The organism is Salegentibacter mishustinae (genome assembly GCF_002900095.1).
Lineage (GTDB): Bacteria > Bacteroidota > Bacteroidia > Flavobacteriales > Flavobacteriaceae > Salegentibacter > Salegentibacter mishustinae.
Window position 1 is genome coordinate 2,081,118 of sequence record NZ_LLKN01000002.1, and the last position, 19,132, is coordinate 2,100,249.

At 37.9% G+C, this 19,132-nt stretch carries 14 protein-coding genes; 9 read left to right on the forward strand and 5 right to left on the reverse strand.

Annotation, left to right across the window (positions count from 1 at the left end):
* Positions 1-6: 6 nt before the first annotated feature.
* The gene (gene serA / locus APB85_RS12180) at positions 7-1,899 is read right to left on the reverse strand and encodes a phosphoglycerate dehydrogenase (RefSeq protein WP_057481449.1); all 1,893 of its coding nucleotides are present in this window, start codon (positions 1,897-1,899) and stop codon (positions 7-9) included.
* Between the two features lie 323 nt (positions 1,900-2,222).
* Complete coding sequence (gene azu, locus APB85_RS12185; protein ID WP_057481448.1) at positions 2,223-2,768, reverse strand: azurin; 546 nt, start codon at positions 2,766-2,768, stop codon at positions 2,223-2,225.
* A 177-nt stretch (positions 2,769-2,945) separates the two neighbouring features.
* On the opposite strand from azu, the gene APB85_RS12190 reads away from it, so the two are divergent.
* On the forward strand, positions 2,946-5,099 hold the full coding sequence (locus APB85_RS12190; RefSeq protein WP_057481447.1) for a M3 family metallopeptidase: 2,154 nt from the start codon (positions 2,946-2,948) through the stop codon (positions 5,097-5,099).
* Positions 5,100-5,175: 76 nt separating this feature from the next.
* Here the strand turns inward: APB85_RS12190 and APB85_RS12195 are convergent, their stop codons facing one another.
* Together APB85_RS12195 and APB85_RS12200 are read right to left on the reverse strand one after the other, a co-directional pair.
* Positions 5,176-5,595 carry a nucleoside-diphosphate kinase gene (locus APB85_RS12195; RefSeq protein ID WP_057481446.1) on the reverse strand — a complete coding sequence of 140 codons (420 nt, stop codon included), beginning with the start codon at positions 5,593-5,595 and terminating at the stop codon, positions 5,176-5,178.
* A gap of 107 nt (positions 5,596-5,702) precedes the next feature.
* Complete coding sequence (locus APB85_RS12200; protein WP_057481445.1) at positions 5,703-6,743, reverse strand: alkaline phosphatase D family protein; 1,041 nt, start codon at positions 6,741-6,743, stop codon at positions 5,703-5,705.
* 257 nt (positions 6,744-7,000) lie between these two features.
* On the opposite strand from APB85_RS12200, the gene APB85_RS12205 reads away from it, so the two are divergent.
* From APB85_RS12205 to APB85_RS12215, 3 genes are read left to right on the forward strand one after another with little or no spacing between them, the layout of a single operon-like run.
* Positions 7,001-8,014 carry a DHH family phosphoesterase gene (locus APB85_RS12205; protein WP_057481444.1) on the forward strand — a complete coding sequence of 338 codons (1,014 nt, stop codon included), beginning with the start codon at positions 7,001-7,003 and terminating at the stop codon, positions 8,012-8,014.
* Positions 8,011-8,571, forward strand: a complete 561-nt coding sequence (gene gldI / locus APB85_RS12210) for a gliding motility-associated peptidyl-prolyl isomerase GldI (RefSeq protein ID WP_057481443.1) — start codon at positions 8,011-8,013, stop codon at positions 8,569-8,571. The genes APB85_RS12205 and gldI overlap by 4 nt, the downstream gene beginning before the upstream one ends.
* A 43-nt stretch (positions 8,572-8,614) precedes the next feature.
* Positions 8,615-9,742: a peptidylprolyl isomerase gene (locus APB85_RS12215; RefSeq protein ID WP_057481442.1), complete on the forward strand. Its 1,128-nt coding sequence runs from the start codon at positions 8,615-8,617 to the stop codon at positions 9,740-9,742.
* 78 nt (positions 9,743-9,820) lie between these two features.
* On the opposite strand, the gene APB85_RS12220 is transcribed toward APB85_RS12215, so the two are convergent.
* A complete protein-coding gene (locus APB85_RS12220) occupies positions 9,821-11,281 on the reverse strand; it encodes an aminoacyl-histidine dipeptidase (protein WP_057481441.1) in 1,461 nt (486 codons plus the stop codon).
* Positions 11,282-11,426: 145 nt separating this feature from the next.
* Between APB85_RS12220 and APB85_RS12225 the strand changes: the two genes are divergently transcribed.
* From APB85_RS12225 to APB85_RS12245, 5 genes are all read left to right on the forward strand, one after another.
* Positions 11,427-12,500: a DUF3810 domain-containing protein gene (locus APB85_RS12225; RefSeq protein ID WP_057481440.1), complete on the forward strand. Its 1,074-nt coding sequence runs from the start codon at positions 11,427-11,429 to the stop codon at positions 12,498-12,500.
* Positions 12,501-12,602: 102 nt separating this feature from the next.
* The gene (locus APB85_RS12230) at positions 12,603-15,608 is read left to right on the forward strand and encodes an amidohydrolase family protein (RefSeq protein WP_057481439.1); all 3,006 of its coding nucleotides are present in this window, start codon (positions 12,603-12,605) and stop codon (positions 15,606-15,608) included.
* Positions 15,609-15,621: 13 nt separating this feature from the next.
* On the forward strand, positions 15,622-16,923 hold the full coding sequence (locus tag APB85_RS12235) for an amidohydrolase family protein (RefSeq protein ID WP_103294460.1): 1,302 nt from the start codon (positions 15,622-15,624) through the stop codon (positions 16,921-16,923).
* A 105-nt stretch (positions 16,924-17,028) separates the two neighbouring features.
* Positions 17,029-17,823: a TrmH family RNA methyltransferase gene (locus APB85_RS12240; RefSeq protein ID WP_057481437.1), complete on the forward strand. Its 795-nt coding sequence runs from the start codon at positions 17,029-17,031 to the stop codon at positions 17,821-17,823.
* Between the two features lie 52 nt (positions 17,824-17,875).
* A complete protein-coding gene (locus tag APB85_RS12245; protein WP_057481436.1) occupies positions 17,876-19,111 on the forward strand; it encodes a M48 family metallopeptidase in 1,236 nt (411 codons plus the stop codon).
* The last annotated feature ends 21 nt before the right edge of the window (positions 19,112-19,132 follow it).

Below are 19,132 nucleotides of genomic sequence, written 5' to 3' on the forward strand. Positions count from 1 at the left end.
AGTTTCCTAGTATAAAACTCTAAAACGAATAGTTCCTTTTAGTCCTTTTAAATCTTTTATTACGGCTTTATCGTAACGTTTATCAATATCGGTAATTACATACCCGATGGTCTCATTGGTTTTTAAATACTGTCCTTCAATATTAATATCGTGCCCGGCAAGAATCCTGTTGATTTCTGCCAGAATACCTGGCCTATTTTCGTGAATATGAATAAGCCTGTGCGCGTTATGTAACACCGGCAACTGTAAATTAGGGAAATTAACCGAGTTAGTAGTGCTTCCGGTATTAATGTATTCAATAATTTTCCCCGGAACAAAATTCCCAATGTTTTCCTGGGCTTCTAGCGTACTCCCACCAATATGTGGTGTTAAAATTACGTTAGGTAAATTCCGTAATTCTGAAACAAATTCTTCATTATTGGTTTTAGGTTCTTGCGGATAAACATCTATTCCCGCGCCCATAATTTTGCCAGATTCTATATTCTTTTTAAGCGCTTTAATATCTACCACGTGACCCCTGCTTAAATTAAGGAAGATCACGTTATCCTTCATATAACCAAACTCCTTTTCCCCAATAATATCTTTGTTTTCCTTTCTTCCGTCTACGTGAAGCGTAACAATATCTACGGTTTCTAAAAGCTCTTTAAGGGAATTGCATTTGGTAACATTACCCATTGGCAATTTTTCTTCAACATCATAGTAATAAACATCAAAACCAACAGATTCTGCCATTACAGAAAGTTGCGCGCCAATATTTCCATAACCTATAATTCCCAGTTTCTTACCACGGGTTTCAAAACTTTTGTTAGCAGATTTCTCCCACTTACCCTCGTGCATTAAACGCATTTTATCAGGAAGATTACGCATCAGTAAAATTATCTCTCCAATGGCAAGTTCTACTACCGAACGGGTATTACTATACGGAGCATTAAAAACCGCAACGCCTTTCTTTAAACAGGCCTGTAGATCTATTTGGTTAGTACCAATACAAAATGCTCCCACCGCAATTAAGCGGTTTGCATTTTCCAGGACTTTTTCGGTTAAATGCGTTTTAGATCTAATTCCTATTACTGAAACATCTTTAATTTTTTCGCAAAGTTCGTCTTCATCCATTGCGCCGGGATGTACGCTTACATTATATCCTTCTTTTTTCATAATGTCTACCGCGTCCTGGTGAACATTTTCTAGAAGAAGAACATTAATTCGGTTTTTGGGATAAGAGATCGCTTTGTTCATATTGTGTACAAATAAAAATTCGTCTAAACTTGGTGTGATATGGTCTGCCTTTTCAAGAATATTTGCTCTTTCTACATTTTCAGTAAAGGCATAAAACTTATTGGCTAGTCCGGCGGCTTTAATTTCATAATCGGTGTAACCATCGCCAATTACGTAAACATCGCCTTTTAGGTTTAATTTCTTTAACTGCTCTACTTTACCGTTGTTGGAGGATAACACATTATCGTGATCAAAACTTACAATATTTCCTTCCTCATCATACTCAAAAGTATTGGCAAAGACATTTTTAGGCTTAACTCCGTATGGTTCTACAATAGGCACTATAAACTCCTTAAAACCATTAGATACAATATAGATATTTTCGTGATGATCGTTGAAGAACTCCCGGTTTCTAACAAAAGACGAAGACACCCTTTCGCTTAAATTCTCTACCAGGGCCGGTAAATCATTTTTATTAGCTTTTAAAAGTCTTAGGCGTTCTACCAGGGATTCCCTAAAAGACATTTCTCCTTTCATCCCCTTATCGGTTAAGGCTTCCACCTCGGCAAGGTTCTTTTTTTTATCGGGATCGTTGGCCAGGGAAATCTCGCCCAAAACATCAAGGGCTTCAACCTGGGTAAACGTACTATCAAAATCTATTACAAAGTGCTTATTTTCACTCATAGTTTAGGTACTCTAAAATGAGCCCTAAAACTACTATTTTTAGCAATCTTAAGGCACTTTTTTCAATAAAAATACAGGCAGAAAAATCTTGTTCTTCATAGATTTTTAATATTTGATAAAATGAAGTAGCTTAAAATAAAAAGCTGATAAAATCCGCTGAAATTTAGGTTCTAAAAATGAAGTTTTCTCGGTTTTTAAAATAAAAAGTATTTCTGATACATTACCGGAGGTTTCAAAATCACATAATAGCCTGGCATAAAAAATGCCTTTATCAAACGGGTTTTCCGCAGTAAAGGCATTTTTAAAATAATATTATAAAAGCTCTATTCTTCTACAATAAACTTTCCGTTCATTACAGAATAGTGACCAGGAAAACTACAAATAAAATCGTATTCACCCGCTGCAGGAGCTTCAAATTCAATTGTTACTTCTTCTCCACCACCAATCATTTTGGTATGGGTAATCACGGCATCAGTTCCTTCAGGAATATAATCGTTATCTTTAGCCTGAACTGCCTTCTGACCAAATTCGTTAATTACGGTTCCTTGTTTTAATAACACCCAGTTGTGACCCATTACGCTTTTTTCCATCTCTCCAACGTGTTTCAAAGTAAGTCGCACGGTTTGCCCGGCTTTTACCTTAATTTCGTCTTTGTTAAAACGCATTTGGTCATTTCCTTCAATGCTAACTTCCACTACGTCCTCATCGGCAGAGTCACTGCTTGCAGAAGATTTTTCAGTAGTAGATTCAGTTTGTGGGCTGTTACCGTCACCAATTGTTATTTTATCCTCTTTTTCTTCTTTCTTATCTCCGCAGGCTATCATCGCCACGGCTCCTAAAATTAAAACAGATTTACTTAAAAATTTCATCCTTAATTATTTAATGTTTGTATTTAATTTTTATACTCTCTCAAAGATAAATTAATTTTAATTGCTAAAAGATTTCCAATAAGCTTTTTTGCCAAATCATTAGATATACAATCGCTGCGAGGTGTTTATTTTCCTAAAATCTCTTATCTTCATAGATTGAAAATAAAACCACAATCAATGAAAAAAGGAATTATAAAAAGCCTGGGAATTTTTGCGCTGGTCGCAGGATTTCAAGCCAATTCCCAGGAACAAAACGAAGAGACAAAAACTATGGATAATATTTTACTGGCCGAGTGGAGCGGACCGTACGCAGGAATTCCCGCTTTTGACCAAATGAAAGTAGAGCTCGTAAAACCCGCAATGCTTAAAGCGATGGATGCGCATCTTACTGAGATCGATAAAATTACCGAGAATCCAGAACCGGCAACTTTTGAAAATACTATCGTGCCATTCGAAGATTCTGGCGATCTTTTAAACCGTGTGTTTACCTACTACGGAATTTTTAGCAGTAATATTTCCAGTCCCGAGTTTAGAGAAGTACAGCGAGAACTTTCTCCCGAGATTTCTGAATACAGCTCAAAGATTTCTCAAAACACTGCATTATTTGAAAGGATTAAAACTGTATATGAGAATTCTCAGGAAAATCCGCTACCGGCTCCAGAGCAACGTGTAATTGACCTTATTTACGAAGAATTTGCCATGGAAGGTGCCAATTTGAATAAAGAAGACAAAGAGCGTTATGCTGAGATAAACAAAGAGCTGTCTGAACTTTATACCAAATTCTCAAATAATGTGCTTGCTGAAGAAGAAAACTATATTGTTTATCTAACCGAAGATCAACTTAGCGGCCTTCCGGAATCTTATGTGAAAGCTGCAGCCAACACTGCTGAAGCCAATGGGGAAAGCGGAAAATATGCCGTAACCAACACCCGTTCTTCTATGGATCCTTTTTTAACGTATTCAGATGAAAGAGAATTACGTGAAAAAGTATGGCTAAATTATTATTCCCGTGGTGATAATGATGATGAGTTTGATAATAATGAAGTGATTAAAAAAATCCTGAAACTGCGGGACGAACGTGTAGAATTGCTAGGCTACGATAATTTTGCCCAATGGCGTTTACAAAACCGAATGGCCAAAAATCCGGAAAACGCGATGGAACTTATGAAAGCTGTTTGGCCGGCTGCAATTGCCCGCGTTGAAGAAGAAGTTGAAGATATGCAAGCCGTTGCAAATCGTGAAGGTGCCAATATCACTATTGAGCCCTGGGATTATCGTTATTATGCAGAAAAAGTAAGAAAAGAAAAATATGATCTTGATAGTGAAGAAGTAAAACAATACCTGGAATTAGGTAATCTTACCCAGGCTTTATTCTTTACCGCAGGCGAACTTTTTAATTTCGACTTTAAACCGGTAGAAGAAGGCAGTGTTCCTGTTTTTCTTGAAGATGTAAAAGTTTGGGAAGTAAGCGATAAAGATTCAGGTGAACTTATTGGGCTTTGGTATTTAGACCCTTTTGCGCGTCCCGGAAAACGCTCAGGTGCCTGGGCTACTACCTATAGAAGTTATTCTGAATTAGAAGGTGCAAAACCCGTTTTGGCTTCCAATAATTCTAACTTTATAAAGCCAGCCCCAGGAGAACCCGTTTTGGTTTCATGGGATGACGCCGAAACTTTTTTCCACGAATTTGGCCACGCCCTACACTTTTTAGCGGCAGATATTAAATATCCTACCTTAAACAGCGGCGTTCGTGATTATACCGAATTCCAATCGCAATTATTAGAGCGTTGGTTATCTACAGATAAAGTGATAAATCGTTATTTAAAACATCACGAAACAGGAGAAGTAATTCCTGATGAATTGGTAGCTAAAATCAAAAAAGCGGCAACCTTTAACCAGGGATTTGCCACAACCGAATTTTTAGCTTCGGCTTTGATGGATATGAAATACCATACCACAGATCCTGATAAAATTGAACCAAGAAAGTTTGAAAAAGAAACGCTGGACGAATTAGGGATGCCCGATGAAATTGTGATGCGTCACCGTTCCCCACATTTTGGACACGTATTTTCCGGGGAAGGTTATGCTACCGGATATTACGGCTATCTATGGGCAGATGTTTTAACTTCTGATGCTGCAGAAGCTTTTGCTGAAGCTCCAGGCGGATTTTATGATGCCAACCTTGCAGAAAAGTTGGTTAAATATCTTTTTGCGCCAAGAAATGCTATGGATCCTGCTGAAGCTTACCGAAAGTTTAGAGGTAGGGATGCTAAGATTGACGCATTAATGCGTGATCGTGGCTTCCCGGTTCCTGAAGATGCAGAAGAATAGATTTTATTAAATAATTCAACAAAAAAAGCCATCAGTTATTCGCTGATGGCTTTTTATATTACTTAAAAAGTTCTGCTTAGAACATCTCTCTACCTGAAAAATGGAAAGCAGCTTCAATCTGTGCGTTTTCGTCGCTATCACTACCGTGTACAGCATTTTCACCAACAGATTTTGCGTATTTTTTTCTTATAGTTCCTTCAGCAGCATCTTCTGGATTTGTTGCTCCAATTAAAGCTCTAAAATCTTCTACGGCATTTTCTTTTTCTAACACAGCCGATACGATTGGCCCACGAGTCATAAACTCTACCAACTCCCCAAAGAAAGGACGTTCCTTGTGTACTGCGTAAAATTCTTCAGCATCAGCGGTAGTCATTTGAGTCATTTTCAAAGCTACAATTCTAAATCCTGAAGTAGTAATTTGTTCTAATATCGCACCTACATTCCCGGCTTCAACTGCATCGGGCTTTATCATGGTGAATGTTCTTTTTCCTGCCATTATATGGTTTTTAAAATTTTGGCAAAAATAAATAAATAAGCTGCATTTACAAGTTCCTTTTGGTTTTATATCAATTTAGCTTTCAGGCAGCTGCATTATTCAAGCTCTTAATCCTTATACTTTACCAGGTATTCCTGTTGAAGTTTATTTCCAACACCGCGCATTTGCATCATCACTTCACCGGTATTAAAATCGAATTTCAACAAGCCATAACTTAAATCGCTTACTACCTCGCCTATTCTATATTGATTGGGTTCGCCGCTAAAATTTGAATAGGAATGTGTCATCCCGCTGGAAGTGAAATCTACAAGCGGATAATCCAGTTCTTCAATATTCTTTTCTGAAAATTCTGAAATATGCCGGTCGCCACTAAGAAGAATTACATTTTTTGCTTTAGAAGTTTGTAAAAGCTTTTCCAGTTTCTCTACTTCTGATGGAAAATTACCCCAGGTTTCAAAACCGTGTTCTGCAGAAAGTATTTGAATTGAACTCAAGATCACATTGTAATCGGCAGTGCTATTCTTCAATTCGCTTTCCAACCACTCCCATTGCTTAGTTCCCAGGATGGTGCCGCTATAATCTGGTTCATAACGCTTTCCTTTTTCTTTGCTTTTTTGCAATTCAGACCTAAAATATCTCGTGTCTAAAACTATTACCTTTATGGTCTTCCCGGCTTCCCGGAAATTTTCAGCGTGGTAAACGCCTTCTCGTTCCCGGCGAGGGTCGTCTTCAGCAACATTAAAAAAATCCAGAAACAACTGCTGACTTTCCTCTTTATATTCCCAGTTTCTCCCGGCATCGTTCTTACCATAATCGTGATCGTCCCAGGTACCTAAAATTGGCGTGGTTTTTATTAATTTTTGATAATCGGGCTGTTTTTTCTGGATCTGGTAATCGGCTTCCAGTTCATCCATATCATCGGTATCAGCATAAATATTATCGCCACCCCAAAGAAATAGATCTGGTTTTTCCTGTAAAATAGCATTCCATAATGGCTGGGCTTCATCCTGGCGGTTACAACTTCCAAAAGCAATTACATAATCGTAATTCTCAGCAGATGTTTCAATTTCATTTTTCGTAGTCTCCGCATTGCTTCCGCAGGAAATAAAAAGAAAAAAGCTTATTAAGAGCGATAAAATTATCTTCATTTTTTGTTGATTTGTTGAGTACAAAAATACAGATTGGTTTTTTAAGCCAATATTAATAAATTGTATCTTTACTCGCTTCCCGATAAATGGGAATTAAAATAGTCTGAGCCGGGATTAGAAATGTTATGACTATTTAAAAAAATCTTAGGCTAAACCAGAGTAAATTAGATTAGAAATTTTTAGCATTTATGTAGAAAGTTTCTATTTTTTCAACATAATACCTTGTAGGATTGCTTCAGGGTATTTTATTTTACACTATGATAGAACAAGCAATTTTAGAGATTACCGCCGAACTTTCCCAGGCCAGAAATATAGTAATTGTTCCGCATAAAGGCCCCGATGGCGATGCCATAGGATCTTCTTTAGGACTTATGCATTTTTTAAAGAATAAAGGCCATAATGTAGATGTAATTGCTCCCAATGAATACCCAAGATTTCTGAAATGGTTACCCGGAAATGACCAGGTAATGATCTACGAAAAAGATAAAACCAAAGCCGATGAGCTTATAAATGATGCTGATATTGTCTTTGCTTTAGATTTTAACCATTTAAACCGCTCTGGCGATATGCAGGAAGTATTAACTGCATCGCAGGCTGTTTTTATAATGATAGACCACCATCGTGAACCATCTGACTTTGCTAATTATACCTATAGCGATGCCGAGATGAGTTCTACCTGCGAGATGGTTTATCACTTTATAGATAAACTACGCGCCGTTGAAAAAATCACACCAGAGATTGCAACCTGTCTTTATTCAGGAATTATGACCGATACCGGTTCGTTTAGGTTTAGCGCTACTAGCGCCGAAACACACCGGGTTATTGCACAACTAATAGATAAAGGTGCAGTAAACCACGAAATACACAATAATATATTTGATACATTTAATGAAAATAGGCTACAGCTTTTAGGAACAGCCTTGCAGAACCTACGTGTATTACCTGAATATAAAACCGCTTACATTACTTTATCACAGGAAGAACTGGATAAACATAATTTTCAAAAAGGAGATACAGAAGGTTTTGTGAATTATGGTCTTGCCATAGAAGATGTTATTTTCGCACTAATCTTTATTGAAAACAAACAGGAAGGAATCATTAAAATATCCTTTAGATCTAAGGGTGACTTTAATGTGAATGAATTTGCAAGAGCACATTTTGAAGGTGGCGGGCATAATAATGCTGCAGGTGGAAAAAGTGAACTTTCTATTGAAGATACCGTGGCTAAATTAAACAGCATCCTTCCAGACTATAAAGAACTAAAAGGATGAAAAAAGCTTTAGTCCTTATAGCCATATTAGCATTAGCGGCCTGCAAATCTCCAGAGGCCAGGTATCCTGTCACTCAAAAATCAGGTTCGCATATCAGTGAATCTATAGTTAAAAACCAGGAACTCCTGGAAAAGGAAATAGCACAAATTGAAGCCGTAATCAACAAAGATTCAACCAGCGAATACCAATCTTCGCAAGACGGTTTCTGGTATACTTACAACCAAAAAAGTAAAGATTCTGCTAACCTGGTTAAACCTGAATTTGGAGATGTTGTAGAGTTCGATTATAGTATCAAAACTTTAGATGGCCAGGTAATTTATGCCGAAGGCGAAAAAGCAACCAGAACCTATGCAATAGACCAGGAAAAGCTATTTAGCGGCTTAAGACAGGGGCTTAAACTAATGAAGGAAGGAGAAACGGTCACTTTTTTATTCCCGTCTTATAAAGCTTATGGTTATTATGGCGATAAAAATAAAATAGGCACCAACTGGCCATTAAAAACAAAAGTCACCTTAATTAAGATCATAGAAAAGGAAAAAATCCAAAATCAACAATAAGTTAAACCCAGGGCCATAAAGGGCCTTTTAATTTTTATACTAAATGAGAACCAGTAAATTTTTATTACTTTTTACCGTGGTATTTACCATGTTTGCGTGTAACGACGAATATCCAGATCTAGAAGATGGGATGTACGCCGAATTTAAAACCAATTACGGAACTTTTGTAGCCGAACTCTATTATGAGGCTACACCTATTACCGTATCCAGCTTTGTTTCTCTTGCAGAGGGCACAAACAAAATGGTAGATAGTACACACAAAGGAAAAAATTATTACAACGGACTTACTTTTCACAGAATTATAGATGGATTTGTAATTCAGGGTGGTGATCCTACCGGAACCGGTAGTGGTGGCCCGGGTTACAAGTTTCCAGATGAGATTGTAGACAGCTTAAGTCATGATTCTAAAGGTATTCTTTCTATGGCCAATGCCGGCCCCGGAACAAACGGAAGCCAGTTTTTTGTAACCCTTGCTCCTACCCAAAATCTTGATGGCAGACATACCGTTTTTGGTAAAGTAATTAAAGGCCAGGATGTTGTTGACGCTATTGGAAAAGTAGAAACCGCAGAGCGTGATAAGCCTGTAAAAACGGTTACTATGGAAGAAGTAAACATCGTTAGAAAGGGCAAATCGGCTAAGAATTTTGATGCTCCTAAGGTTTTTGAGGAAGAATTGCAGGCTATAAAAGACCAGGAAGAAGCAGAAGCTAAAAAACGCGAGGAAGCAAAAAATGAAAACGCTGAATATTTTAGCAGCAAAAAAGAAGAAGCTGAAAGCTTAGAAAGTGGTCTAAAAATCTACTTTGAAGAAAAAGGAGATGGTGAAACCCCAGAAACCGGACAGATGGTAGAAGTTTGGTACGAAGGCTATTTTGAAGATGGTGATATTTTTGACACCAACAAAAAAGAGCTTGCAGAGGAAATGGGACTTTTTAATCCAACTCGTGAAGCCCAGGGTGGTTATGCCAATCCAATGGTTGTACCTTATGGTCCTGATGCTCCAATGATTCCTGGTTTTAAAGAAGGTATTCAACAAATGAGTGTTGGAGATACTGCCTTACTTTTTGTACCAAGCCATTTAGGATATGGTGAGCGTGGTGCCGGTGGTGGTGTGATTCCTCCAAATACAAACCTTGTATTTAGGGTTGAATTAGCAGGGATTAAAAAATAATTTCCCTGAATAAAATAAAAAAGGCTGTTTGAAAAATTAATTTTTCAAACAGCCTTTTTACTTTTCAATATTTCCGAATTATTTCTTCGGAATATTCTTTAAAACTTCTAATAAGAATTTCCAGTATTTCTGAGCTGACAAAATACCAGCTCTTTCATCTGGGGAATGCGCTCCTCTAATTGTTGGGCCAAAAGAGATCATATCCATTTCAGGATAATGATTACCAATTATTCCACATTCCAAACCTGCGTGGCAGGCTGCAACATCAGCTTTCTCATTATGCAAGTTTTGATATAATCCATCTACAACTTTTAAGATAGCTGAATTAGGGTTTGGCGCCCATCCTGGGTACTCCCCGGAAAGTTTCACTTTAAATTTAGCCAACTCGAAAGTAGCTTCCAGACTATTAGCTAAATCATCTTTAGAAGATTCTACCGATGATCTGGTTAGGCAGTTAATCTTCACCTTTCCATCCCCTACTTTTACGCTGGCGATATTGTTAGAAGCTTCCACTAAACCTTCAATATCAGAGCTCATTCTATAAACTCCGTTATGCGCTGCAGAAATCGCTTTGATCACTTCCTGCTGGTCTTCCACCTTCATTACCTTATTAGGAACTTCGGTTTCAGAAATCTCAATATCCATATTAGGTTCTAAAGAAGCAAATTCAGCTTTAATCTCACGAACCTGTTGAATAATTTCAGTTAAAAAGGTTTCGGTATTCGATTTATCTACCACTACTATAGCTTCACTTTCTCTAGGAATGGCATTTCTTAATCCGCCACCATTAATGCTGGAAACACGCAGTCCAAAATCCCGATTGGCATCAAAAAGAACGCGAGCCATTATTTTATTAGCATTGGCCAGGCCTTTTATAATATCCATCCCCGAGTGACCGCCTTGCAATCCTTTAACTTTAATAAGGTATCCTACCGAATTATCTGGAGTATGCTCTTCTTCATAATCTCTTACCGCTGTAATGTCTACTCCGCCGGCACACCCAATGCCTATTTCATCATCTTCTTCGGTATCTAAATTTAGAAGAATATCACCCTGAAGTAAATTAGGATCTAAACCTTTGGCACCTGTCATTCCGGTTTCTTCATCTATAGTAAATAGCGCTTCAAGAGCAGGATGCTCAATCTCTTTACTTTCTAAAATTGCCATCATACTGGCAACACCCAAACCGTTATCGGCTCCAAGTGTTGTTCCCTTAGCTTTTACCCAATCTCCATCTACATACATATTGATACCGCTAGTTTCAAAATCAAAATCGGTATCATTATTTTTTTGGTGCACCATATCTAGATGCGCCTGCAGTACAATTGGTTTTCTATCTTCCATCCCGGCAGTAGCTGGTTTTCTAATCACCACGTTTCCGGTTTCATCAACCAGGGTTTCCAGGTTAAGATTATTCCCAAATTTTTTCATAAACTCAATTACCCGTTCTTCTTTTTTTGAAGGTCGTGGCACTTCGTTTAGATCGGCAAATTTATTCCATAAGATTTTCGGCTCTAATTCCCTTATTTCTTCGTTCATTGTTTTATATTTTGGTCTTTCACAAAGGTATTGGTAATTAGCAAAGAAGGAAAATTTACAGGCTTTTTAAAACTAATTTAACCAATACAGGATGAGCTGATTAAGATTTTAAGCCGTGTTTTGCTATTAATTGTATTTTTAGATCGTGAAGAAAAAAGGACTTTATATTCTAGCTTTTTTGCTGCCGGTGCAGATCGTTTTTATCATTTTCCTGGCAGGTTATCCCGAACTGGTTGAAAACTGGTACAGCCGACTTATATATCCGGAAATTTCAAAGTTAATGCGTTACGGGATTGGTTTTTTGCCTTTTTCGCTCGGTGATCTTTTATATACCTTCTTCGGAATTTTAATAGTACTTTGGATAATAAGACGTTTTAAACAGAAATTTAGAAATCCACGGTTTTGGTTAATAGACGCTATGGCTACTTTATCTATAGTTTATGCCTGTTTTCATATTTTCTGGGGATTTAATTACTATCGCCTTCCCCTTCATAAAGCTTTGGAAATTGAAAAAGATTATACTACCGAAGAACTTTATTCTCTTTCTGAAATTTTAATCACCGAATCTAACAAGCTCCATAATCAGCTTACCGAAAATGATTCTGTTAGCGTGGTGATTCCCTATTCTAAAGATGAAATATTTGAAAAGACTATCACCGGGTACGCCAATATTAGCAAAGATTATCCTGAACTAACTTATAAGGGTGAATCACTAAAACGGTCATTATATAGCATTCCGCTTTCCTATATGGGTTTTAATGGCTATCTGAATCCGCTTACCGGCGAGGCGCAGGTAAATACACAAATTGTTTCTTATAAAATACCCACCACTGCCAGCCACGAAATTGGGCATCAATTAGGATTTGCTAAAGAAAACGAAGCAAATTTTATAGCCTGCCTAAGCACAATGAACCATCCCGATGCTTATTTTAGATACTCGGGCTACACCTTTGCCTTGCGCTACTGCCTCAGCGAATTATACCGAAGAGATCCGGAAAAATTTGAAACTTTAAAAGCTAAGATGAACCTGGGAATATTAGAAAACTACCGCGAAGTAGAAGACTTCTGGCTGGCTCATCAAAATCCATTTGAACCGCTCTTTCAGGCTTTTTACAATCGTTTTCTTATAGTGAACAACCAGGCCGACGGAATGAAAAGCTACAGTTACGTAGTAGCACTCCTGGTGAATTACTTCTCAGAAGAAAAGAACAGACTTTAAATAAATTCTCGCTTAGTTTTTAAATCCAATTTCAGCTTTGTTATAATTTTCTTAATTTACGGCACTTTAAGTGCTAAACCACATTTAATCCAATTAAAATTTATGAAATTAAGACTTTTGCTATGTCTGGTATTTCTGGTCACCCTACAAAGTAAGGCGCAGGAATACTTCCCTAAAAATGATGGGGTAAAAAATCCCCAAACCAACCACACCGTATTTAAAAATGCTAAAATTCACGTAAGTCCGCAGGAAATTATTGAAAACGGAAGTTTCGTGGTAAAAGATGGTAAAATTACCGCCATTGGCAAATCGGTTAACGAACCTGCTAATAGTATAGTGATAGATCTGCAAGGAAAGGAAGTATATCCTTCTTTTATTGATCTTTACAGCAGCTTCGGAATAAAAGAACCTAAAGAGGTTGAAGGCGGTAATGGTCAGCCGCAATATGAGGCTAGCCGGGAAGGTTATTACTGGAACGACCATATTAGGCCTGAAACTGAAGCTGTAGCCGCTTTTAATTACGATGAAAAAGCCGCTGCTTCCCTGCATAAAGCCGGATTTAGCGTGGTAAACACCCACGTTCCCGATGGTATTATTCGCGGCACCGGAATGCTTGTAGCTTTAAATCCTGAAGGTACCGAAGGAGATCGCATTCTTAAAGATCGTTCGGCTCAATACCTTTCTTTAGACAAAAGTAAACTTTCGAGACAAGCTTATCCTACCTCAACAATGGGCGCCATGGCTTTAATTCGCCAAACTTATTTAGATGCAGAATGGTATGGAAAAGGAAAGTCTGAAAACAAAGATTTAGCCCTGGAAGCACTAAATAGAAATAAAAATCTCACACAAATATTTGCTACCGATAATCTTCTGGATGCTTTAAGAGCGGGGAAAATAGGGAAGGAATTCAACGTGGGTTATGTGATCTTAGGTGACGGAAAAGAATATCAGCGTCTCCAGGAAATTAAAGAAACCGGAAGTACGTTTATTGTACCTCTTAATTTCCCTGATGCTTACGATGTAGAAGACCCATTTATGGCCGAACACGTGACTTTAGAAGAAATGAAAACATGGAACCAGGCACCTGCAAACCTTAAAATGCTTGCAGAAAAAAACATCCCGTTTACCATAACTACCCACGATCTTGATGTTGAAAAAGATTTTAGAAACAACTTATTAAAAGCGGTTAAATACGGTTTAAGCAAAGAAGATGCTCTTGCCGCATTAACCACCACGCCAGCAAAGATTTTAGGAGAAGAAAATCGTTTGGGAACATTAAAGGAAGGCGCCTGGGCGAATTTCATCATTACATCGGGAGATTATTTTGATAAAGAAACCAGTATTTACGAAAACTGGATCCAGGGAAAAAAGGCGGTGATCAATAAAATGAAGACTACCGATATTACCGGAACTTACACTCTTAAGGTAGAGGAAAAAGATTACGAATTAAAAATAACCGGTAAACCGGAAGCGCCAAAAGCAAGTGTAACATCTGGCGATACAAAATTGGGCGCAAAGCTTAGTTTTTCTAATAACTGGATGAATTTATTACTTTCTTCGGCAGATACTACAAAAATAGGTTTCACCCGTTTAGTTGCTAAAACCGATGAAAATATTGATAAAATTTCAGGAACAGCCTATTTAAGTGATGGTTCAGAAACATCTTTTAGCGCGGTTAAAAAATCTTCAACCGAAATTACCGAAACCTCTGAAGAGGAAGAAGAAAATGGTGAGAAAGATGATGATGATAAGGACGAGGAAATACGGGAAATTATGTCGGTAAGTTTTCCGAATAAAGCTTACGGGTTTTCAGAAATGCCTAAAGAAGAAACCATTCTTTTTCAAAATGCCACGGTTTGGACCAATGAAGAGGAAGGAATTATAGAAAATACCGATGTTTTAGTAAAAGATGGTAAAATTTCCAGAATTGGAGAAAACCTTAAGGTTGGAAATGCCAGGGTAATTGACGCAACGGGAAAACACCTTACTTCTGGAATTATAGACGAGCATTCCCATATTGCAGCATCGGCCATTAACGAAGCCGGACACAATTCTACTGCCGAAGTAAGTATGGAAGATGTGGTAGACCCTACCGATATGAATATTTACCGAAACCTTGCCGGTGGAGTAACTACCGTTCAGCTTTTACACGGTTCGGCAAATCCCATTGGTGGACGTTCTGCGATTTTGAGGTTAAAATGGGGGGAAAATGCTGAAGACTTAATTTTTGAAAATTCCCCAAAATTTATAAAATTCGCATTAGGTGAAAACGTAAAGCAATCTAACTGGGGAAGCCGCTCGAGGTTTCCACAAACCCGTATGGGCGTAGAGCAGGTTTTTACCGATTATTTCACCAGGGCAAGAGAATACGAAGAGGCCAGGAAAACCGATAAGGATTTTAGAAAAGATCTTGAAATGGAAACGCTGGTTGAAATTCTTAACAGCGAACGTTTTGTTTCAGCACACTCTTATGTTCAGAGCGAAATTAATATGTTGATGAAAGTTGCTGAAAATTTTGATTTCAGAATTAATACTTTCACGCATATTTTAGAAGGTTATAAAGTAGCCGATAAAATGAAGGAACACGGTGCCGGCGGTTCTACTTTTTCTGACTGGTGGGCTTATAAATATGAGGTAAATGATGCTATTCCATTTAACGCCCCAATTATGCATAGCCAGGGAATTGTTACCGCTATTAATAGTGATGATGCCGAAATGAGCAGAAGATTAAACCAGGAGGCAGCAAAATCTGTAAAATACGGCGGAGTTTCCGAAGAAGATGCCTGGAAATTTGTAACATTGAACCCGGCAAAATTATTGCATATAGATGATAGAGTTGGAAGCATAAAAACAGGAAAAGACGCCGATCTTGTGCTATGGTCAGATAATCCATTATCTATCTACGCCAAAGCAGAAAAAACGCTGATTCAGGGAAAAGTTTTCTTTGATATTGAAAAAGACAAAAAACTTAGAGAAGAGATTCAGCAACAAAGAAGTACACTTATCACGCAAATGCTGCAAGCCAAAAACAAAGGTTTAAAAACGCAGCCGGTGACAAAGAAAGAAGAACAACATATCCATTGTAACCTATTGGAGGAAATACATTAAAAGAAAAATGAAGATGAAATATTTAGTAATACTTGCACTATTTACCTGCATAGGAAATTCTTTTGCCCAGCAAACCCCGGCTTCAAAGCAAACTGAAGCAGTAACGATTGTTGGCGCTACCGCTCACCTGGGGAACGGAGAAGTGATTGAAAATAGTTTGATAATCTTTGAAGACGGCAAGATCACCCAGGTAATGGATGCTACCGCTACAAAAATGCAATACCGCGGCCGAATTATTGAAGCCGAAGGAAAACATGTTTATCCGGGCTTTATTGCGCCAAACGCCACCTTAGGTTTAGTAGAGATCGACGCTGTTCGTGCTACAGACGATGAAGATGAAATAGGTTCTATGCTTCCGCACATTAGAAGTTTAATTGCCTACAATGCCGAAAGTAAGATCGTTGAAAGCATGCGCCCAAATGGTGTGCTCATGGGACAAATTGTTCCTCGTGGCGGCAGGATCTCGGGAACTTCTTCTATTGTGCAGTTTGATGCCTGGAATTGGGAAGACGCAGTAATTAAAGAAGACGATGGTTTACACATTAACTGGCCAAGTAGTTTTACAAGAGGACGCTGGTGGGCCGGTGAAGATCCCGGAATAAAAGTGAGTGACGACTACCAGGATGAAATTTCCAAGCTAAAAGAATTTTTTACCTCGGCTAAAGCTTATTTAAAGGGTAGCAAAGAGAAAACTAACCTGGCTTATGATGCGATGCAAAATGTTTTCACAGGAGATAAAAGGGTTTATGTTCACGTTGATGGAAAAAAGGAGATTCTGGACGTGATTGAATTTAAAAAAGACCAGAAACTGGAACATTTAGTTATTGTTGGCGGCTATGAAGCACATAAAACAATTCAGGATTTAAAGGAAAATAATATTCCAGTTTTGGTGCAGCGGCCTCATGACACGCCTAACAGCGAAGATCACGATTATGATTTTCCATATAAATTAGCCGGAATTTTACATAACCAGGGGGTTTTGGTTGCCCTGGAAAGCAGCGGTAGTATGGAAAGAATGAACACCAGAAATCTTCCGTTTTATGCTGGTACAGCAGGTGCTTATGGTTTGGGAAAAGAAGAAGCTCTAAAGTTAATCACTTCGAATACGGCAAAAATTCTTGGGATAGATAATATGCTTGGAACCCTGGAAAAAGGAAAAACCGCAACCTTATTTATAAGTGAAGGAGACGCATTGGATATGCGCGGAAATATTCTAACCCACGCTTTTATTCAAGGTCGCCAGGTAAGTTTAGATACTCACCAGACCGAACTTTACGAACGGTATATGAAGAAATACGATAGCGCAAGCAAATAATTCGTATTTCTCTATATTTATTAAGAGGTTAACAATTTTACCAGTACAGGTATTTTGTTGACCTCTTTTCTTTGCAATAGGTTTAAACTCTCTATTTTTACATTTATGGTCAAGCAAATTAGCAGCACACAGAACAAAGAGGTGAAACACCTGCTCCAACTGCAGGAAAAATCCCGCCTACGCCGAAAAGAAGGTATTTTCCTGGTAGAAGGTCAACGGGAAATTCAATTGGCTTTAAAGGGAGGTTTCGAACTGCAATCAATATATTTTTGTGCAGATTTAATCGATTTTAAAGCAATTGAAGAACTTATTTCAAACAAAGTTTTAATTACTGAAATCTCTGCCGAAGTTTACGAGAAAATAGCCTACCGAGGCAGTACCGAAGGTGTTTTGGCAATTTTTAAAGCAAAAGAAAACAACCTTAAAAGTATTAAATTTGAAATTAAAAACCCTTTAATTCTTATCGCTGAAGCTCCTGAAAAACCGGGAAATATAGGTGCGATCTTAAGAACTGCCGATGCTGCAAAAGTAGATGCTGTTTTTATCGCGAATCCAAAAACCGATCTCTACAATCCCAATATTATCCGCTCCAGTGTTGGTTGTGTATTCACCAATCAAATCGCCACGGGCAGCACTTCAGAAATCATTGATTTTCTAAAGAAAAATAATATTTCAATTTACGCTGCGACTTTGCAAGCTTCAAAACCTTATCACCAAATAGATTTCATCCAATCGGCAGCTATTGTAGTGGGAACTGAAGCCACCGGATTAAGCCAGGAATGGCGCGAAAGTTCAACACAAAATATTATTATTCCAATGAGTGGTGAAATTGATTCTATGAATGTTTCTGTTGCGGCAGGAATACTTATTTTTGAAGCCAAAAGACAACGCGGTTTTTAAAGAAAAAACACCGGCACTTTTAAGTATAATTCAGCATTAAAAATAAAAGCCTTTGAATCCCCAAACCCTATTTTATATAATTATTGCCATTATTATTATCGACTTTATCATCGATAAAATTCTGGATACTTTAAACGCAAAACATTTTGATGACCCGGTTCCGCAGGAACTCAATGATGTTTACGATAAAGAAGAATACGAGAAGTCACAACGCTATAAAAAGGAGCGCTACCGGTTTGGGATAATCACTTCCACTTTTTCAGTTTTACTGACATTGGGCTTTATTATTTTTGACGGGTTCGCCTGGGTAGATGGTATTGCCAGGAATTTTACCGACAACGCAATCCAGGTAGCGCTAATTTTCTTCGGAATAATTATGATAGGTAGCGATATTCTCACTACTCCGTTTTCCTGGTATAGCACTTTTGTGATCGAAGAAAAATATGGTTTTAATAAAACCACCAAAAAAACCTTCTTTCTGGATAAAATAAAAGGCTGGTTAATGATGGCAATTCTCGGCGGTGGAATCCTGGCGCTTATTGTTTGGTTTTATCAATTTGCCGGCAATGATTTCTGGTGGTATGCCTGGATCCTCGTAGCTGTTTTTTCTGTATTTCTCAATATGTTCTACGCCAAACTTATTGTCCCGTTATTCAATAAGCAAAGCCCGCTGGAAGAAGGTTCACTACGCACAAAAATTGAAACTTATGCCAAAAATGTAGGTTTTACGCTAGATAATATTTTTATAATAGATGGCTCTAAAAGAAGTACCAAAGCCAATGCTTATTTTTCAGGATTTGGAAAGGAAAAGCGTATCACACTTTTTGATACGTTGGTAAAAGACCTGGAAGAAGAGGAAATTGTGGCGGTACTGGCTCACGAAGTTGGACATTATAAGAAAAATCATATCATTGTAAATTTGGCCGCTTCTATTTTAACCACAGGTTTCACCTTGTGGCTTCTTTCTTTATTTGTAGGCAGCCCCGCCCTATCTCAAGCCCTTGGAGTGGCAGAACCCAGTTTTCATATTGGTTTAATTGCTTTCGGGATTTTGTACAGTCCTATTTCAGAAATTACCGGCTTGTTAATGAATTATTTATCTCGGAAATTTGAATACCAGGCAGATAATTATGCGAAGGAAACTTATGGTGCAGCCCCTTTAATTTCAAGCCTAAAGAAACTTACTAAAAACAGCTTAAGCAATCTTACGCCGCATAAAGCTTATGTTTTTATGCATTTTTCTCATCCTACGCTTCTGCAAAGATTCAGGAACTTAAAGCGCAGTTAGTAGTTGTTTCTTTATAATCTT

Bases quoted from the DNA above. Each gene is read 5' to 3' on its own strand.
- APB85_RS12195 (WP_057481446.1), bottom strand. From the start codon at position 5,595: ATGGCAGGAAAAAGAACATTCACCATGATAAAGCCCGATGCAGTTGAA.
- APB85_RS12220 (WP_057481441.1), bottom strand. From the start codon at position 11,281: ATGAACGAAGAAATAAGGGAATTAGAGCCGAAAATCTTATGGAATAAA.
- APB85_RS12240 (WP_057481437.1), top strand. From the start codon at position 17,029: ATGGTCAAGCAAATTAGCAGCACACAGAACAAAGAGGTGAAACACCTG.
- azu (WP_057481448.1), bottom strand. From the start codon at position 2,768: ATGAAATTTTTAAGTAAATCTGTTTTAATTTTAGGAGCCGTGGCGATG.
- APB85_RS12215 (WP_057481442.1), top strand. From the start codon at position 8,615: ATGAGAACCAGTAAATTTTTATTACTTTTTACCGTGGTATTTACCATG.
- APB85_RS12200 (WP_057481445.1), bottom strand. From the start codon at position 6,743: ATGAAGATAATTTTATCGCTCTTAATAAGCTTTTTTCTTTTTATTTCC.
- APB85_RS12235 (WP_103294460.1), top strand. From the start codon at position 15,622: ATGAAATATTTAGTAATACTTGCACTATTTACCTGCATAGGAAATTCT.
- APB85_RS12190 (WP_057481447.1), top strand. From the start codon at position 2,946: ATGAAAAAAGGAATTATAAAAAGCCTGGGAATTTTTGCGCTGGTCGCA.
- serA (WP_057481449.1), bottom strand. From the start codon at position 1,899: ATGAGTGAAAATAAGCACTTTGTAATAGATTTTGATAGTACGTTTACC.
- APB85_RS12230 (WP_057481439.1), top strand. From the start codon at position 12,603: ATGAAATTAAGACTTTTGCTATGTCTGGTATTTCTGGTCACCCTACAA.
- APB85_RS12205 (WP_057481444.1), top strand. From the start codon at position 7,001: ATGATAGAACAAGCAATTTTAGAGATTACCGCCGAACTTTCCCAGGCC.
- gldI (WP_057481443.1), top strand. From the start codon at position 8,011: ATGAAAAAAGCTTTAGTCCTTATAGCCATATTAGCATTAGCGGCCTGC.